General features: G+C 76.1%; 14 protein-coding genes. 9 read left to right on the top strand and 5 right to left on the bottom strand.

Annotated elements, in window-relative coordinates:
* The first annotated feature begins 56 nt into the window (after positions 1 to 56).
* Entirely contained in the window at positions 57 to 554 is a 498-nt protein-coding gene (locus ACH495_RS22800; protein WP_396859728.1) for a redoxin domain-containing protein, read from the top strand.
* Entirely contained in the window at positions 551 to 1102 is a 552-nt protein-coding gene (locus ACH495_RS22795; RefSeq protein ID WP_396859727.1) for a DsbA family protein, read from the top strand. The genes ACH495_RS22800 and ACH495_RS22795 overlap by 4 nt, the downstream gene beginning before the upstream one ends.
* A gap of 23 nt (positions 1103 to 1125) precedes the next feature.
* On the opposite strand, the gene ACH495_RS22790 is transcribed toward ACH495_RS22795, so the two are convergent.
* The gene (locus tag ACH495_RS22790; RefSeq protein ID WP_396859726.1) at positions 1126 to 3918 is read right to left on the bottom strand and encodes a LuxR C-terminal-related transcriptional regulator; all 2793 of its coding nucleotides are present in this window, start codon (positions 3916 to 3918) and stop codon (positions 1126 to 1128) included.
* A 164-nt stretch (positions 3919 to 4082) separates the two neighbouring features.
* Here ACH495_RS22790 and ACH495_RS22785 point away from each other — a divergent pair, with 164 nt between their 5' ends.
* From ACH495_RS22785 to serS, 5 genes are all read left to right on the top strand, one after another.
* The gene (locus ACH495_RS22785) at positions 4083 to 4526 is read left to right on the top strand and encodes a hypothetical protein (protein ID WP_396859725.1); all 444 of its coding nucleotides are present in this window, start codon (positions 4083 to 4085) and stop codon (positions 4524 to 4526) included.
* Positions 4523 to 5659, top strand: a complete 1137-nt coding sequence (locus tag ACH495_RS22780; RefSeq protein ID WP_396859724.1) for an alcohol dehydrogenase catalytic domain-containing protein — start codon at positions 4523 to 4525, stop codon at positions 5657 to 5659. Before ACH495_RS22785 ends, ACH495_RS22780 begins: the two co-directional genes overlap by 4 nt.
* Before the next feature lie 29 nt (positions 5660 to 5688).
* Positions 5689 to 6864, top strand: coding sequence for a saccharopine dehydrogenase family protein (locus ACH495_RS22775; RefSeq protein ID WP_396859723.1), 1176 nt, complete (start codon positions 5689 to 5691; stop codon positions 6862 to 6864).
* An 89-nt stretch (positions 6865 to 6953) separates the two neighbouring features.
* Positions 6954 to 8045: a MerR family transcriptional regulator gene (locus tag ACH495_RS22770; RefSeq protein WP_396859722.1), complete on the top strand. Its 1092-nt coding sequence runs from the start codon at positions 6954 to 6956 to the stop codon at positions 8043 to 8045.
* A gap of 85 nt (positions 8046 to 8130) precedes the next feature.
* The gene (gene serS, locus ACH495_RS22765; RefSeq protein ID WP_396859721.1) at positions 8131 to 9417 is read left to right on the top strand and encodes a serine--tRNA ligase; all 1287 of its coding nucleotides are present in this window, start codon (positions 8131 to 8133) and stop codon (positions 9415 to 9417) included.
* On the opposite strand, the gene ACH495_RS22760 is transcribed toward serS, so the two are convergent.
* From ACH495_RS22760 to ACH495_RS22745, 4 genes are read right to left on the bottom strand one after another with little or no spacing between them, the layout of a single operon-like run.
* Positions 9401 to 10324 (bottom strand): cytochrome c biogenesis CcdA family protein, encoded by a 924-nt coding sequence (locus ACH495_RS22760; protein WP_396859720.1) that lies wholly within the window; start codon positions 10322 to 10324, stop codon positions 9401 to 9403. The two genes, serS and ACH495_RS22760, sit on opposite strands and share 17 nt — an antisense overlap.
* A complete protein-coding gene (locus ACH495_RS22755; protein ID WP_396859719.1) occupies positions 10321 to 10920 on the bottom strand; it encodes a TlpA family protein disulfide reductase in 600 nt (199 codons plus the stop codon). The genes ACH495_RS22760 and ACH495_RS22755 overlap by 4 nt, the downstream gene beginning before the upstream one ends.
* A gap of 22 nt (positions 10921 to 10942) precedes the next feature.
* Complete coding sequence (locus ACH495_RS22750; protein WP_396859718.1) at positions 10943 to 12409, bottom strand: NADH-ubiquinone oxidoreductase-F iron-sulfur binding region domain-containing protein; 1467 nt, start codon at positions 12407 to 12409, stop codon at positions 10943 to 10945.
* Positions 12406 to 14187, bottom strand: coding sequence for a hypothetical protein (locus ACH495_RS22745; protein ID WP_396859717.1), 1782 nt, complete (start codon positions 14185 to 14187; stop codon positions 12406 to 12408). Before ACH495_RS22745 ends, ACH495_RS22750 begins: the two co-directional genes overlap by 4 nt.
* 243 nt (positions 14188 to 14430) lie before the next feature.
* On the opposite strand from ACH495_RS22745, the gene ACH495_RS22740 reads away from it, so the two are divergent.
* Both ACH495_RS22740 and ACH495_RS22735 read left to right on the top strand, forming a co-directional pair.
* Positions 14431 to 15876 (top strand): alpha-amylase family glycosyl hydrolase, encoded by a 1446-nt coding sequence (locus ACH495_RS22740; protein WP_396859716.1) that lies wholly within the window; start codon positions 14431 to 14433, stop codon positions 15874 to 15876.
* Between the two features lie 67 nt (positions 15877 to 15943).
* On the top strand, positions 15944 to 16831 hold the full coding sequence (locus ACH495_RS22735; protein WP_396859715.1) for a L,D-transpeptidase family protein: 888 nt from the start codon (positions 15944 to 15946) through the stop codon (positions 16829 to 16831).
* Positions 16832 to 16863: the final 32 nt, after the last annotated feature.

Genomic DNA, 16863 nt, shown 5'->3' with positions numbered 1-16863 from the left:
GAACCACCCGGCCCGGGTGAGCCCGGCTCACCCCGACGCGGCGCAGGCTGGGCGGTATGAGTGATCCGAACGGGCTGATCACGCCCGGGCAGGCCGCGCCCGGGTTCACGCTGCCCGCGTCGCCGGACGCGCGGGAGGTGGGCCCCGGGCAGTTCCCGGGCCGGCCGGTCGTGCTGGCCTTCTACCCGGCCGACTGGACCCCGGTGTGCGGCGACCAGATGGCGCTCTACCAGGCCGCCCTGCCCGAGCTGGAACGGTACGGCGCGGTGCTGCTGGGCATCTCGGTGGACAGCGTCGACTCGCACCGGGCGTTCGCGCAGAGCCGGGGCATCCGGTTCCCGCTGCTGGCCGACTTCGAGCCCAAGGGCGAGGTGTCCCGCCGCTACGGCGCGTACGCCCCGCGTGGGCAGTCGGACCGGGCGCTCGTGGTGATCGACACCGACGGCCGGGTGGCCTGGAGCCACCTCTCCCCGCCCGAGGTGAACCCGGGCGTGGACGGCATCCTCGACGCCCTGGACCAGCTCGGCACGGATCGGCGGGTGAGCGCGCGATGACCACGCCGTTGCAGGTCACCACCGCCCGGCTGCGGGTCCCGGTCGGCGACCGGGACCACGTCCGCGGCCCGGCCGACGCCCCGGTCACCGTCGTCGAGTACGGCGACTTCCAGTGCCGGTTCTGCGGCGCCGCCTACCCGAACCTGGCCGAGGTGCTGCGCCAGCGGGCCGACGTGGTGCGGTTGGCGTACCGCCACTTCCCGATCACCAACGTCCACCCGTACGCGGAGCACGCGGCGGAGACCGCCGAGGCGGCCGGCGCGCGGGGCCGGTTCTGGGAGATGCACGACTGGCTCTACGAGCACCAGGACCAGCTCGACCCGGTGCACCTGTCGCTCGGCGTCGAGCAGATCGGGCTGCCCCCCGACGAGCTGGACGCGGAGGTGGGGCGGCAGACCTACGCCGACCGGGTCCGGCAGGACTTCGTGGGCGGCATCCGCAGCGGCGTCAACGGCACGCCGACGCTCTTCGTCAACGACATCCGCCACGACGGCGGCTACGACCTGGCCGAGCTGCTGGCCGTGGTGGACGCCGCCGCGACCACCTGACCGGGCCGACCCGACCCGACCGGTCAGATCAACCGCAGCTCGCGCGCCCGCCGTACCGCCTCCCGCCGGCGGGTCGCGTCGAGCTTGCGGTAGACGTTGCGCACGTGCGTCTTCACCGTGTTCACCGAGAGCGACAGCTCGGCGGCGATCTCCACGTTGGTCAGGATGCTCTGCAGGTAGCGCAGGATGGTCAGCTCCCGCTCGGTGAGCGGCTCGTCCAGCGCGCGTGCCGGCCCGTCCGGCACCCCGTCGACCCCTGACGCGTCGACACCACGGACCAGCTCGCTGACGGTCGCCCAGTAGGCGGTGCCGGAGTCCAGGTGGCTGGCCAGCAGATCGCGTACCCCCGGCTCGGCCCGGGTGAACACGCGCCGGCAGCCGTCCGGCTCGGCCAGCGCCAGCGTCTCCTCCAGCAGCCGACCGGCCCGGCGGGCGTCGCCGGCCGCCCCGGCCAGCGCCGCGTCGAGCAGGCCCGCGCCCAGTCGTACCGGCAGCGGCCAGCGCTCCGCGTCGGGCCCGGTCCAGTCGGGCAGCGCCCGCTCGGCCGCCCGGGCGTCGCCGGCCCGCAGCCACAGGCGGGCCGAGACCAGCGCCAGCGCCGGGTCGGGCGGGTCGCCGTCGGCCGCGTCCAGCAGCGCGCGGGCCCCGCCCGGGTCGCCGACCGCGGCGCGGAGCTGGGCCTCACCGGCGGTGAGCCACGCGCCCAGCTCGGGCCCGGGCGCCGCCGCGCGGGCCGCGGCGAGCGTGTGCAGCGCGGCGGCCGGCTCCCCGCCGTCGGCCAGCAGCCCGGCCCGGCAGAGCGCCACCAGCGCCGCCCCGCCCGGCTCCGCGCCGGCCGGACCGGCGAGCGCCAAGGGGGCCACGGCCTCCGCGGGCCGGTCCCGGTGCCAGGCCACCAACGCCAACGCCAGGTACGCGTAGCCGCAGTCCAGCCGCGACGACCAGCCCCGGCAGGGCGGCATCGACAGGGCCGCCCGGGCGTGCTCCTCGGCGGTACGCAGCGCGCCCCGGGCCGCCGCCAGCAGCGCCGAGCGGCTGGCGCAGAGCAGCTCGGTGCGCGGCCGGCCGGCCCGACGCGCCGCGCCGAGCGCCGCCCCGAACCGCCCGTCCGCCTCCCGCAGGTCGCCCTCGGCGAGCGCGACCAGCCCCCGCGCGGCCCCGGCCACCGCCCGCACGTCGTCGACGTCACCGCCCCCGGCGCGGGGATCGGCCCCGGCTCGCCCGTCGACCCCGGCTCGCCCGTCGCCCGCAGCTCGCCCGTCGGCCCCGGCGACGTCGAGCCCGCCGCCCGACCCGGCGGTGTCGTCGTGCGGCGCCGGGACGGTGGCGAGCAGGCGGTCGGCGGCCCGGCGTACCTCCGCGTGGTTTCCGGCGAGCCGGGCCAGGCTCAGCTCGACCGCGGTGACCAGCCGGCGGAGCCGGTCGCGGCGCGGCGCCGGCAGGTCCGCCGCGTGCGCGACCGCGCGCCGCACCTGCGCGTCGGCGGCGGCCGGGTCCCCGGCGTATGCCCGTTCGGCAGCCGCGGCCAGGGCCAGCTCCGGGTCCCGGCGTACCGCCTCGGCCGGCGGCTCGGGCGGCGCGGGCGGGACCGGCCGGGCCGGCTCGTCCGGGGCCAGTTCCGGCCAGCGGGCGACCAGCAACCCGGTGGCGTCGGTCCACTCGCCGGCCGCCAGCGCGTGCCGCAGCGCCTCGGCCGGCCGGTCGTGCGCGGCGAACCAGCCGGCCGCCCGCCGGTGCAGCTCGACCAGCTCGTCGGCGGGCAGCCGGGCCACCTCGTCGCGGAGCAGGTCGGCCAGCAGCGGATGCGGGCGGTACCAGGGCGGGCTGCCCCCGTCCTGCTGGACGAAGCCGCCCTCCCGGGCCGCCTCGGCCAGCAGGCGTCCGGCGTCGGGCCGTCCGGTCACCGCGACGGCCAGGTCGGCGCAGACCGCGACCGCCACCGCGCCGCGACGCAGGACGTCGCGCGCCGCCGGGTCCAGCGGCGCCAGCACCTCGTCCCGCAGGTACGCGGCGACGTCCGGCTGGTCGCCGGTCACCTGCTCCACGGCCCGCGCCGGGTCGGTGCCGGCGCCCAGCGCCAGCGTGGCCAGGCGCAGCCCGGCCGGCCAACCGGCGGTCCGCTCGGCGAGCCGGGGCACCGCCTCGGCCGGCACCGGCACGCCGTACGCCACCAGCAGGTCGGCCACCTCGTCGGTGGTGAACGCCAGCTCGTCCGGGCCGAGCACGGTCAGCTCGCCGGCCAACCGCCACCGGTGCAGGGCCAGCGGCGGTTCCCGCCGCGCGCCGGCCACCAGCCGTAGTCGACCGTCGCCGTGGCGGAGCAGGAACTCCAGCCCGGCCAGCGCCTCCGGGTCGGTCACCCGGTGCAGGTCGTCCAGGACCAGCAGCAGCGGGCGCTCCCGGGCGGCGAGCGCGGCGGCGAGCGCCTCGAGCTGCTCCGGCCGGGGCGGGCCGGCCGGCACCGGCGGCGGCTCCTCGCCCGGGTCACCGGCGACGGCGGTGCGCAGCGCCGCGGCCAGGTACGCCCAGAGCCGCCCGCTGGTGTCCCCCTCCGCCACTGTTACCCAGGCCGGCGCCGGACCCGCCCGGTCCGCCCGCGCCCACCCGGACAGCACCGTCGTCTTGCCCCAGCCGGCCGGCGCGAGGAGCAGCGTGACCGGTCCCGCCGCGCCCTGCTCCACCCGGTCCAGCAGCCGAGGACGCCGCAGCAGCGGCTCGGGCAGCGCGGGCGGCGCCAGCCGGGACGCCAGCAACGGCACGCCACCGGCCACGGTCGGCGCGGCGGCGAACCCGACCCGGTCGGCCTCCTCCGGCATGCGTCCCCTCCCCCGTCGGTGCGGGGGGCGGTTACCCGGACCGCGCCGGTTCACCCCTTCCGGGCGAACCCGCGTCACCCGGGCCGCCGCCACGCTGGGGACACGTGGGCGGCCGGCCGCAGCACCGCCGGCCGCCCGGTGACCCGCGACCTCGGGGAGGGCAGGTGACCGGGACCGGACGGCTGACCGACGGCGCACGCGCGCTGGCGGCCCGCGCACGGGCGCTCGTACGCCGACGGCCACCGCGGACCGCGACCGACCCCCGGCCCGGGCGCTGGCAGGTGGTGACCGTGACCGGGCGGCCCGAACAGGTGCTCCCGGGCGGGCGGTGGCCCGAGCCGCTGCGCCGGCTCGACGGCGCGGTGGAGGTCTGGGCCCGCCCGGCGCCCGGCGGGCGCGGCACCGAGCTGGCGGTACGCCCGCTGGGCGGGACGCCGGCGCTGGCCGGGTTCGCCGCGCACCTCGTCGGCGACGATCCCGGCCGCTACCTGCGGCAGGTGCTCCGGCAGACCCGGCAGCTCCTGGAGACCGGGGAGGTGCTGCGGGCGGACCGCGCACCGCCGGACCGTTCCGGAACGCGCCGACCCGGACCGGGGGCGGCCGGGTGAGGGCGCTGTGCTGGGAGGGCGCCGACGCGCTCGCGGTGCGCCAGGTCCCCGACCCGGAGCTGCGCAACGCCCAGGACATGATCGTCCGGGTGCGGCGCAGCGCCACCTGCGGCGGCGACCTGCCGCTGCTGGCCGGGCGGGTGCCCGAGGCGGCCACCGGCGAGGTGCTCGGGCACGAGTTCGTCGGCGAGGTGGTCGAGGTCGGTCCGGACGTACGCCGGCACCGGGTCGCGGACCGGGTGGTGGTCGGTGCGGCGGTCGCCTGCGGGGCCTGCTGGTTCTGCCGCCAGGGGCTGCTGGCCTACTGCGACAACGGGACCAGCGACGTGGCCGCCGAGCCGGAGTGGGGACCGCCGGCCGCCGGGTGCTACGGCCGGCCGGCCCGCCTCGGCGGCTTCGCCGGCGGCCACGCCGAGTTCGTCCGGGTGCCGTACGCCGACGTGGGCGCGTTCGCCGTACCGGACGGGGTCGACGACGACCGGGCGGTCTTCGCCGCGGACGCCGCGCCGGCCGGCTGGCACGGGGCCGAGCTGGGAGGCGTCGCCCCGGGTGACGTGGTGGCGGTCTGGGGCGCGGGCGCGGTGGGACAGCTCACCGCGGCGGCGGCCGTGGCCCGCGGGGCGGCCCGGGTGATCATGGTGGACGAGCACGACGACCGGCTGCGGATGGCCGCCCGGCACACCGGCGCCGAGCCGCTCGACCACCGGTCCGTCGACGTCCTCGCCGAGCTGCGGGAACGCAGCGGCGGTCGGGGGCCGGACGTGTGCGTGGACGCGGCCGGTCCGCCGGCCGGGCCGGCGCGGTGGCCGGCCGCCGAACCGGACGCCGGGGTGGCGCTGCGCGAGGCGGTGCACGCCTGCCGCAAGGGCGGCACGGTGGTGGCGCTCGCCGGCGGGACGACGTTCGTGGACCGGTTCCCGCTCGGCGCGGTGACCGAGAAGGGGCTGGCCGTACGCGGCGGCGCCCGGGCGGGCTCGCGCGCCATCCCGGCGCTGCTGGACCGGATGGCCCGGGGCGAGCTGGTCACCGAGCACCTCGCCACCCACCGGCTGCCGCTGGACCGGGGCGTCGAGGGGTACGCGTTGTTCCGGGACCGGTCCGACGGCTGCGTACGGGCGGTCTTCACGCCGTGAGTCCGGCCGGCGGGTGGCACACTCGGCGGATGCCCGCAGACCGCGCGTACGACCTCGTCCTGTTCGGCGCCACCGGCTTCACCGGCGGCCTCACCGCCGAGTACCTGGCCCGGCACGCGCCGGACCGGCTGCGCTGGGCGCTCGCCGGCCGCAACCCGGCCAAGCTGGCGGCCGTCCGCGACCGGCTGGCCGCCATCGACAGCGACCTGGCCGAGCTGCCCCTGCTCACCGCCGACGTCACCGACGCCGCGTCGCTGCGTGCCGTGGCGGACAGCGCCCGGGTGGTCGCCTCCACCGTCGGCCCGTACGTGCACCACGGCGAGCCGCTGGTGGCCGCGTGCGCCGCCGCCGGCACCGACTACCTGGACATCACCGGGGAGCCGGAGTTCGTCGACCTGATGTACGTGCGACACCACGCCGAGGCGGTACGCACCGGGGCGCGCCTGGTGCACGCGTGCGGCTTCGACTCGATCCCGCACGACCTCGGCGTCTGGTACACGGTCAAGCAGCTCGCCACGGACGGGCCGGTCACCGTGGACGGCTACGTGCGCGCCGGCGGCCGGTTCTCCGCCGGGACGTACCACTCGGCGCTGACCGCGTTCTCCCGCACCGGCGAGACGAGCCGGGCGGCGAAGGCCCGGCGGGCGGTCGAGCCACGGCCGGAGGGGCGGCGGGTGCGGGCGGTGCCCGGCCGGGTCGGGCGGGTCCGCGAGTTCGGCCAGTGGGCGGTGCCGCTGCCCACCATCGACCCACAGGTCGTCCGCCGGTCGGCGGCGGCCCGCCCGGAGTACGGCCCGGACTTCCGGTACCGGCACTTCGCCGCGCTGAAGCGGCTGCCCACCGTGCTGGTCGCCGGCGTGGGCCTGGCCGGCGTGGTCGGGCTGGTGAAGCTGCCGCCGACCCGGCGCTGGCTGCTCGGCCGGCTCGCGTCCGGCCAGGGGCCGAGCGCCGAGCAGCGGGCGAAGTCCTGGTTCCGGGTGCGGTTCGTGGGCACCGGCGGTGGCCGGCGGGTGGTGACCGAGGTGGCCGGCGGCGACCCCGGCTACGACGAGACCGCCAAGATGCTCGCCGAGTCGGCGCTCTGCCTGGCCTTCGACGAGCTGCCGGGGACCGCCGGCCAGCTCACCCCGGTGGCCGCGATGGGCGACGCGCTGCTGGACCGCCTGGTGCGCGCCGGCATCACGTTCCGCACGCTGTCGGCGTAAGGCGGGGCCCCTTCTTAACGCCTTCGGTAGAGGCGGGGCCCCCTTTTAACACTCGGGACGTTGACCCTCGACCTGGTGCAGGGGACAGGATGACGGCCGTGGAGAGCGACCTTCGCAGCATCGGTGAGCTGGCCCGGGCCAGCGGGTTGACGGTCAGCGCGCTGCGGTTCTACGACCGTTCCGGCGTGCTGCCGCCGGCCCGGGTGGACCCGGTGACCGGCTACCGCTGGTATGCCGACGACCAGGTGGGCCCGGCCCGCCTGGTCGCCGGCCTGCGCCGGGTGGGCATGCCGTTGGCCGGCATCGCCGAGGCGCTGCGGCACCGCCGCCACCCGGCCGAGGTGCACCGCCTGCTGGACGCGCACCTGCGCCGGCTGGAGGACGGCCTCGCCGACGCGCGCCGCGAACTCTCCCGGATCCGCAGCCTGATCGACCCGGAGGAGACCATCATGTCCACCCGCCTCGTGCTGTCCCGCGCCGACCTCGCCGCCGCCGTGGACGCCGTACGGTTCGCCGTCGGCGCCGACCCGGAGCTGCCGGTCCTGTCCGGCGTGCTGTTGGAGGTCGAGCCGGACGGCGTACACCTGGTCGCCACCGACCGGCACCGGATGGCGGTGGCCCGGGTCGACGCCACGGTCGACGGGCCGTCCGTGCGCACGCTGCTGCCGGTGGCCGCGGTCGACGAGCTGCGTGCGCTGCTCGACCACGACGGGACGACCGCGGAGGTGGTCGTCGCCGCGGACCGGGTCACGTGCTCGGTCGCCGGGCGCACGCTGACCGCCGCCCCGCTGCCGTACGACTTCCCGGACCACCGCCGGCTGCTGGGCGCGCAGCTCGGTGCCGCGCCCGCGTACCGGATCCCGGTGGACGGCGCGGCGCTGCGCGCGGCGCTCACCGCCGACGACGTGCGGGTGTGCCACCGGACGCACGACGGTGTCGAGCACCCGGTGGTCGCACTCGGCCTGGGCGGCGGTGGCGAGGTGCGGCTGGTCGATCCGGCCGCCGTTGGGGACGCGGGCGGCGGGCTGCGGGTCGGGTTGAACCGGGAGTACCTGCTCGACGCGCTGGACGCCGGCGGCAGCCAGCTCGTGCTGGAGCTGGACGGCCCGATCACCCCGCTGGCGGTGCGCCGGGCCGACGACGCGCGCGCGTTCTCCATCCTCATGCCGGTACGCCTGTAGCGGCGGGCGGCCCCGAGCCGGCGGGGCCGCGACGGTAGCATCGGTGGGTCCCACCTGACGGCCTGGACGGAGGCGTACGAGCAGCATGCTCGACATGGAGTTGATCCGGAAGGATCGCGAGGCGGTGGCGACCGCGCTGGCGAAGCGTCTGGATCCCGCCGAGGTCACCCGGGCGCTGGACGACATCCAGCGGCTCGACCAGGAGCGGCGTGCCCTGATCACGGAGATCGACGCCGAGCGGCAGCGCCGCAAGGCCGAGGCACGCGCGTACGCGGAGGCGAAGCGGTCCGGCGCCACGCCGCAGCCGGCCGCGCCGGAGGCCGAGCGCAAGCAGCTCGCGGAGCTGGAGTCCCAGCTCGACGAGGTGCAGTCCCGGCTGCGCTCGGCGATGAGCGAGCTGCCCAACCTGCCCGCCGACGACGTGGTCGCCGGCGGCAAGGAGGCCAACCGGGTGGTGCGGACGTTCGGCGAGGCCCCGGCCATCGAGAAGGTGCGCGACCACGTGGAGCTGAGCCGCGCGCTCGGTCTGGTCGACCACGAGCGGGGCGTGAAGCTCGGCGGCTCCGGCTTCTGGATGTACACCGGCCTGGGCGCCCGGCTGGAGTGGGCGCTGCTCAACTGGCTGATCGAGCGGAACATCGAGGCCGGCTACGAGTTCCTGCTCCCGCCGCACCTGCTGCTGGACACCGCCGGCTTCGCCGCCGGGCAGTTCCCCAAGTTCTACGACGACGTCTACCACCTCGACCGGCAGTCCGCCCCGCGCGGCCAGTTCCTGCTGCCCACGTCGGAGACGGCGATCCTGGGGGCCTACCAGGACGAGATCCTGGAGACCGGGAAGCTGCCGCTGAAGGCGTTCGCCTACACGCCGTGCTACCGGCGCGAGGCGGCCGGCTCGCACTCCGACGAGCGCGGCACGGTGCGCGGCCACCAGTTCAACAAGGTGGAGATCTTCCAGTTCACGCTGCCGGAGCAGGCCGACGCCGCGCTCCAGGCGATGGTGGGCCACGTCGAGGGCCTGGTCGAGCAGCTCGGCCTGCACTTCCAGACCAGCCTGCTCGCCGCCGGCGACGCCAGCGCCTCGATGAAGAAGACGCTCGACATCGAGGTGTGGATGCCGAGCACCGGTAAGTACAAGGAGGTGTCGTCGGTCTCCTGGGCCGGCGACTACCAGGCCCGCCGGGCGGCCATCCGCTACCGCGAGCCGGGCGGCAAGCAGACCCGCTTCGTGCACACGCTCAACGGGTCGGCGCTGGCCACCAGCCGGCTGTTCCCGGCCATCCTGGAGCAGTGCCAGCAGCCCGACGGCTCGGTGGTGGTGCCCGAGGTCCTGCGCGACAAGCTCGGCACCGACCGCCTCACCCCGACTCGCTGACCGCTCCACGCACAGGGGCCGCGCTGCTCGCGGGGGCCTCGGCGTTAAGCGGGGCCCCCGCCTCTACCGAATGCGTTAAGCGGGGGCCCCGCCTTACCACCAACCCCACCGCGAGCAGGGCTAGGGCGAGCGCGGCGAGGAGGACGGGGCCGGCGGTGTCCAGGGTGCGCACCAGGGGCTGCTGGAGCTGGGCGGCGGCGCGCACCACCGGGTCACCGAACGCGTCGTGGCGGCCCAGGGCCAGCCGCACCTCGTACCAGCCGTACCAGGCGACGTAGCCGCCGGCGACCAGCAGCACCAGGCCGCTCAGCCGGGGCACCCACGCGCCGGCGCCGCGCAGCCCGGCCACCACCCGCCCGCGCAGCAGCGCCACGGCGAGCGCGGCCACGCCCACCACCAGCGCCATCCCCAGCGCGTACGCGCCGAACAGCGCCAGCCCGCGCAGCGGCGAGCCGACCCGCAGGCTGGTCACCACGATCGCCAGGAACGGCGCGATCGCGCAGGTCAGCGACGTCAGCGCGTACGCCGCGCCGAACAGCGCCATGGACGGCCAGGTGCGGATGAGCCGGGGCGCGGTGCGCAATGGGCGGGGCGCGGGCAGCCGCCGGCCGGCGAGCAGCCACAGGCCGGCCACTGCCAGCAGCACGCCGAGCGTCACGGTCAGCCAGGGCAGCCGGGGGCGCAGCCAGTCCGCCGCCGGCGCCACGGCCAGCCCGAACGCGCCGAAGACCAGCGCGTACCCGAGCGTCAGCCCGGCCGTCGCGGTGAGCGCGCGGCCGACCGCGCCGCGCCCGTCGCCGGGGCCGGCCACCAGCAACGACAGGTACGCGGGCAGCATCGCGAAGCCGCACGGGTTGACCGCGCCGAGCATGCCGGCGGTGAGCGCGAGCAGCAGCGCGCCGGTCATCCCCGGGCCAGCGTCTCGACCTGCCGGGTCAGTGCTTCGCCGTCGAGGAAGCCCTGGTGGACCACCTTTCCGTCCCGGTCGACGATGACGAACGTGCTCTGCTCGGCCACCTTGAACCGGCGCCACAGCGTGCCGGCGCGGTCGTCGAGCTGTGGCGTGCCGGCCAGGTCGAACTCGGTGACGAAGTCCTTCATCGCCCGCTGCTGGCCGAGGCCGGCGACGCCGACGATGGGCACGGTGTCCCGATAGGTCGGGGCGATCTCGGCGACGGTCCACGCCTGGCTGGCGCAGGTGGCGCACCAGGGCGCCCAGAACCACAGCACGACCGGGCGTCCGGCGAGGGCGGCGGCGGAGAACGCCGTACCGTCGAGCGTCCTCGCGGTGAACGCCAGCGTCGTCGGCACCCGGGCCGGCGGCGCCGACGGCGTACCGGTGGACGCGGTCGGGGCGGTCGCGGTCGGGGCGGCGGTGGACCCGGCGGGCGCCGCGCCGGCCGGCGTGGTCCGCTCGGGGCCGACCGCGCAGGCCGCGGTGCCGGCGAGCGTCGCGGCCAGCACGGCGGCGGCGCCGAGGCGGTGGACGGTACGGGATGGCATCGGCGCCTCCTGGGCGGGACGGCTACTCGGCCTTGACCAGCCGGAGCGCGAGTTCGGGGCAGACCTTGACCGCCTTGAGCGCGCCCTCGCGCAGCCAGGTCGGGACCGGGGTGGGCGGGAAGGCCGGATATCCGTTGCCGTCGAGCCGGATGAAATCCGGCACCACGTGCGCGCAGAGCCCGTGCCCGTCGCAGCGGGACCAGTCCAGGGTGAGTTTCTGCGGGTTGCCGTCGGGCGCCCCGGGCAGACCCATGGTGCCCTTGACCCGTTTGCCGCAGCCCTCCCCGGTGGCGTGCAGCCGCAGGTCGTCGGCGAACACCTCCATGGCGGACAGCGCGAACCGGGCGGTGCCGTCCGGGTGGCTGCACGCGCCGCGTCCCTTCACGTCGCCGGCCGCGGCGCGGACCAGCTCGATCGGCGCGCTGCCGGAGACCGCGAGGTCGACGGAGCGGGCCAGGTCGGGCAGGCCCATCTTGCACGGGCCGCACTGGCCGGCGGACTCGCCGGCCAGGTAGCGGACCACCTGGGCGGCCTCGCCGAGCGGACAGGTGTCGGTGCCGAGCGGCACGATGATGCCGGCGCCGAGCGTGCCGCCGACCGCGGCGAGCCCCTTGCGGGAGACCTCGGCCCGTTCCGCCGCCTCGGCGGTGATCCACTTGCCGTGGTAGCCGCCCATCAGGATGCCCGGCCCGGGCGGCACCTCGCACAGGTCGAGGATCTCGCGCAGCGGGGTGCCGGCGGCGCACTCGACCACGGCCGGGCGCTTCGCCGACCCGGTGACGGTGAGCAGCACGGTGCCCGGCTCGTCGTCGGTGCCGAGCGCCGCGTACTCGTACGGGCCGATCCGGGCGGCGACGGCGAGCTGGGCGTACGTCTCGGCGTTGGAGAGCAGGGTGGGCAGCCCGTTGACGCCGGAGTCGCTGGACCGCTTCTTGGTGCCGGGTGGGATGTGCGGCAGGCCGTTGATGCCGTTGACCAGCGCGCCGCCCTCGCCGGAGATGAACCGGTGCGGCACGGTGACGATGGTGGTCGGCACCGGCATCCGCCGTTCCTGCAACGCCTCGGTCAGCGAGGGCCGGCCCAGGTCGTCGTCGGCCACCCCGATCACGATCTCCTCGGCGTCCAGCGCGAACGCGGCCAGCGCGGCGCCGTCCAGGACGAGGTGCGGGGCCCGGGTGAGCAGCACCTTGTCCTTCCAGCTCGCCGGCTCCCCCTCGGTGGCGTTGACCACCACCACGGCGGCGAGGTCCTGCCGTTCGCAGGATTCCAGCACGGCGCGCAGCTTGCGGGCGAACGGGAAGCCCGCCCCGCCCTTGCCCTTGAGGTCGATCGCCTCGGCGAGCCGGAGCAACGCGGCCGGCTCCATCGGGCCGATCGGGCCGCGCACCTCCTCGTGGGCGAGCAGGTCGAGCCGGCCGAACTCGGCGAACCCGGCGGTGAGGCGGGGTTCCCCGACGCAGGCGACCGGGGGGACGGCGGTCCGCTTCACCGGGCCTCACCCCGCAGCCCGGCCCAGTAGGCCCCGTCGACCGCGTCCGCGTCGGCCTTCCGGCGGCGGCTGGGACGGCTGTCCTTGGTGGCCCGCAGCGCGCGGCGGGAGGCGAGGTCGACGAGCGTCGGGGTGTCGTCGACGAACGCGTCGTCGGCGGTGTAGCGGGCCGGCGGGCGCCAGTAGTCCGGCTCCTCCGGCACGTCCTCCTCGTCCCGGTAGCGCCGACCGGTCCCGCTGCGCGGCTCCGCCGAGATCGGGGTACCGGAGATCGGGCCGGCCGAGATCGGGCCGGCCGAGATCGGCTCGCTCGCCCAGCGGCGAGGGCTGTCCCACGGCTCCTCGGCCTCGTCGGTCGGGCGGGGCGGGGCCGAGTAGCGGGCCACCTCGGCGGGGGTGGCGTACCGGCTGCTGTCCGGCGGGGCGGAGTGCCGGCCACCGGTGTCCGGCGGGGCGGAGTGCCGACCGCCGCTCTCCGGCGGGGCGGAGTACTGCGCGGCGGCCTCCTCGGCGGCCCGGGCCCGACGGCTGACCCGCTCCTCGGTGTCCCGGCGACGTCGGCGGGACCGTTCCCCGTCGCGCCGGCCGGCGACCGGCTCCAGTTCCTCGTCGCGGCTCGGGCGCACCGACTCGCGCTCGTCGTCGCGTACCCGGGTGGTCACCCGCTCGGTGTCCCGGCTCCGGGTGGACCGCCGCTCGGCCGGCACCTCCTGCGTCCGGGCGCGCCGCGTCGGCTCGGCCGGCTCCTCGGCGCGCCGCCGGGCGGCGGCCGCGCGGACCGGCTCCCGCAGCGATCCGGGTTCCGGCACCACCGGTACGGCGAACCGCTCGGGATCCCGCTGCCGGGCGGTGCCGGCCGGCGCGGTCCAGGTGGCGGTGGCCTCGGCCCAGCGGCCGCCACGACCCCGGCCGGCGGCCTTCTCCTCCTTCTCCGTGGTCTTCTTGCGGCCCAGCGCGGCGAACACGCCGGTACGCTCCTCGCCCTTGCCGGCCATCGCCTTGTTCAGGGCGGCGGCCTGGTGCTGCTCGCGGCTGCGCTTGCCGAGGTGGACGGAGAGGCGCACCAGCAGCGCCATCACCACGAGCAGCACGCAGGCGAGGTAGCTGACCACCACCCAACTCGCCGCCGCACGGCCGGCGTTGAGGCCGTGGAACAGCGCGAACGGCCAGGAGACGTACGCCATCGAGTGCAGCGCGCGCCAGAACCACTTGGGACCGACGCCGGCGAACCGGACCCGGATCAGCCCGGTCCAGAGCACGCCCACCATGAGCAGCGCGGCGACGGTGCCCAGCCCGACGTAGAGGCCGCTGCCGCCGATGAACGGCACCACCGCGTCGGTCGGCCCGGCCCGGCCGATCGCGATCTTGGTGATGACGTGGAAGACCAGCCCGACCACGCCGAGCACGCCGGTGGCGCGGTGCGCCGACTGGAGCAGCACCCGGTGCCGGATGAGCAGCACCAGCCGGTCGGTGGCGAGCAGTCCCAGCATCACGGTGAGGCTGAGCGAGACCAGGGTGACCACCCCGGCGAAGAACTCGGTGAAGAAGAATCCGTACGCGTACATGGCGCCGCCGGCGCCGGCGAGCTCCACACCCGCCCACGCGAGGCCGAGCGCGGAGGCGGTGAGTGCCACCATCGCGGACTTCGACATGGTCCGGACACCACGGCTGGAGGTGGTGGTCCGGACGGTCGTCGCCTTCTCGTTCTGCTGTGCCCGGCCCATCTGCTCCTCGATCGTCTCGCGGCGGCGCCCCCACCGGCCGACCCTGCTCCCCACTCAGGTACGGAGCGACGGCCCGGACGGATCACCTCCGGTGGCGAATTTCTCGACCCGTTCCTCGAACCGTGCCGGCCGGACGCGCGTGTAGCGCTGCACGCAACGACGGATGCCCATGCGTTGACATTTCTTGCAACATGCTCGTAACCTTGCGGAAAATTTCAGCACCGGCTGCAAGAAGCCGGCACTGAAGCCCTCCCCAGGCTCCACTCCCTCACTCCCCCGCACCCCCGAGGAGTCCTGATGCATCGACGCCGATGCCGCGCCGCGGCGCTCGCGCTGACCGTGGCCGCGAGCCTGCTCGTCCCGACCACAGTGGCGGCACCCCCGGCCGCCGCCGCCACGCCTGGCGGCAAGAAGGTCATCGTCCAGCTCTTCGAGTGGAACTGGACCTCGGTGGCCAGCGAGTGCACCAGCACGCTCGGCCCCAAGGGCTACGGCTACGTCCAGGTGTCCCCGCCGCAGGAGCACGTCAACAGCAGCCCGTGGTGGGTGTCCTACCAGCCGGTCAGCTACCGGATCGAGTCCCGCAAGGGCACCCGCGCCCAGTTCCAGTCCATGGTGAACACCTGCCACAACGCCGGCGTCAAGGTGATCGTCGACGCGGTGGTCAACCACATGTCCGGGCAGGACAACGGCGGCACCGGCTGGGCCGGCACGTCCTACGGCCACTACAACTACCCGGGCACCTACTCGGCGGCGGACTTCCACTACTGCGGCCGCAACGGCACCAACGACATCGCCAACTACAACGACCGGTACGAGGTGCAGAACTGCGAGCTGGTCAACCTGGCCGACCTCAAGACCGAGTCGGACTACGTCCGCACCCGGCTCGCCACCTACCTCAACGACCTGCTCTCGCTCGGCGTGGACGGGTTCCGGCTGGACGGCAGCAAGCACATGCCGGCCGCCGACATCGCGGCGATCAAGGCGAAGCTGTCCCGTCCGGCCTACCTGGTGCAGGAGGTCATCTACGGCGCGGGTGAGCCGGTCCAGCCGACCGAGTACACCGGCAACGGCGACGTGCACGAGTTCCGGTACGGCAAGGACCTGGCCCGGATGTTCAACAACGAGCGGCTGGCGTACCTGAAGAACTTCGGCGAGTCCTGGGGTTACCTGCCGGGCGGTTCGGCGGTGGTCTTCACCGACAACCACGACACCCAGCGCGACGGCGGCGTGCTCACCTACCGCGACCGCGGCACGTACGCGCTGGCCAACGCGTTCATGCTGGCCTGGCCGTACGGCACCCCGGCGGTGATGTCGAGCTTCACGTTCAGCGGCAAGGACCAGGGGCCGCCCTCGGACGGCAGCAACAGGATCACCAACACCACCTGCTACTCCGGCTGGGAGTGCGAGCACCGCTGGGCGGCCATCGCCAACATGGTCGGCTTCCGCAACGCCACCGAGGGCGCCGCGGTCGCCAACTGGTACGACAACGGCTACCAGCACATCGCGTTCAGCCGGGCCGGCAAGGGCTACCTGACGATCAACGACGAGGACGCCGCGGTGAGCGGCCGCTCCTACTACACCGGACTGCCGGCCGGCCGCTACTGCGACGTCATCCACGGCACGTTCAGCAACGGGTCGTGCAGCGGCCCGGTGATCACCGTGGACTCGTCGGGCTGGTTCGCCGCGACGGTCAACGCGCACGACGCCATCGCCATCCACGTCGGAGCGAAGGTGAGCTGACCTGGTCCGGAGGCCCCCGTGTCGCAGTTGGCGGCACGGGGGCCTCCGGTCGGTTACAGTCGTTTTCGTGCCTTTCGACCGAATCACCGGGCGGCGGATACCCGGCTGGCTGTTCGCCGCGCTCGGCGTACCGCTGCTGTTGGCCACCGCGCTGCTGGTCGGTCACGCGCTCACCGGCACGCCGGCGCCCGTGCCGGCCGGCGCCGGGCCCGCCACCACGCCGCCGGCCTCACCGCGACCGTCGCCGGTGGAGTCCGTGCCGCCCGCCGCGCCCGCGCCGGCCGGCCTGCCGGTGGTCACCTACGACCCGGCGCCCCGCGGCTTCCCCGCCGACCCGGCGCCGGCCGACACCCGGCAGCTCCGCGAGGGGGCGCGGCCCAACCGCAGGATCGCCGCGTACGACGCGCCCGGCGGCCGGCCCCGGGCCTTCCTCGCGCCGACGATCAGCGACGTCCCGCTGACCATGCCGATCGTCGAGCGCCGCAGCGGGTGGACCGCGGTGCTGCTCCCCTCCGCGAACCGCACCATCGCCTGGTTGCCGGAGGGCGGCTGGACCACTGTCGCGCTGCGCGACCAGATCGTGGTGGAACGCCGCACGCACCGGCTCACCTGGCTGCGGGACGGGCGCGCGGTCCACACCTGGCCGGTCAGCCTCGGCATGCGCGGCCAGCTCACCCCGCTCGGGCGCACCTTCATCCTGGGTCGCACGCCACCGCCGCAGGACGTCTACGGCGGCGTCGACATCTTCGCGCTCGGCGCGGTCCCCGACGACCCGGACGCGGTGCCGACCGGCCTGCGCGGCGCCCACATCGGGCTGCACACCTGGTACGACGACGACACGCTCGGCAAGAACGTCACCAACGGCTGCATCCGGCTGACCCGCGCCGCCCAACGCCAACTCCTCGCCGAGTTGGCGCCCGGCACCGGCTTCGTGGTCGTCGACCGCCTCCCCTGACCGCCCCGCCGCCCGCTTGTTGGGCGGGGGCC

This window comes from Micromonospora sp. NPDC018662 (assembly GCF_044391475.1).
Classification (GTDB): Bacteria; Actinomycetota; Actinomycetes; order Mycobacteriales; family Micromonosporaceae; genus Micromonospora.
The sequence above is the reverse complement of the archived record's forward strand: the minus strand, read 5'-3'. Positions and strand labels throughout refer to the sequence as shown.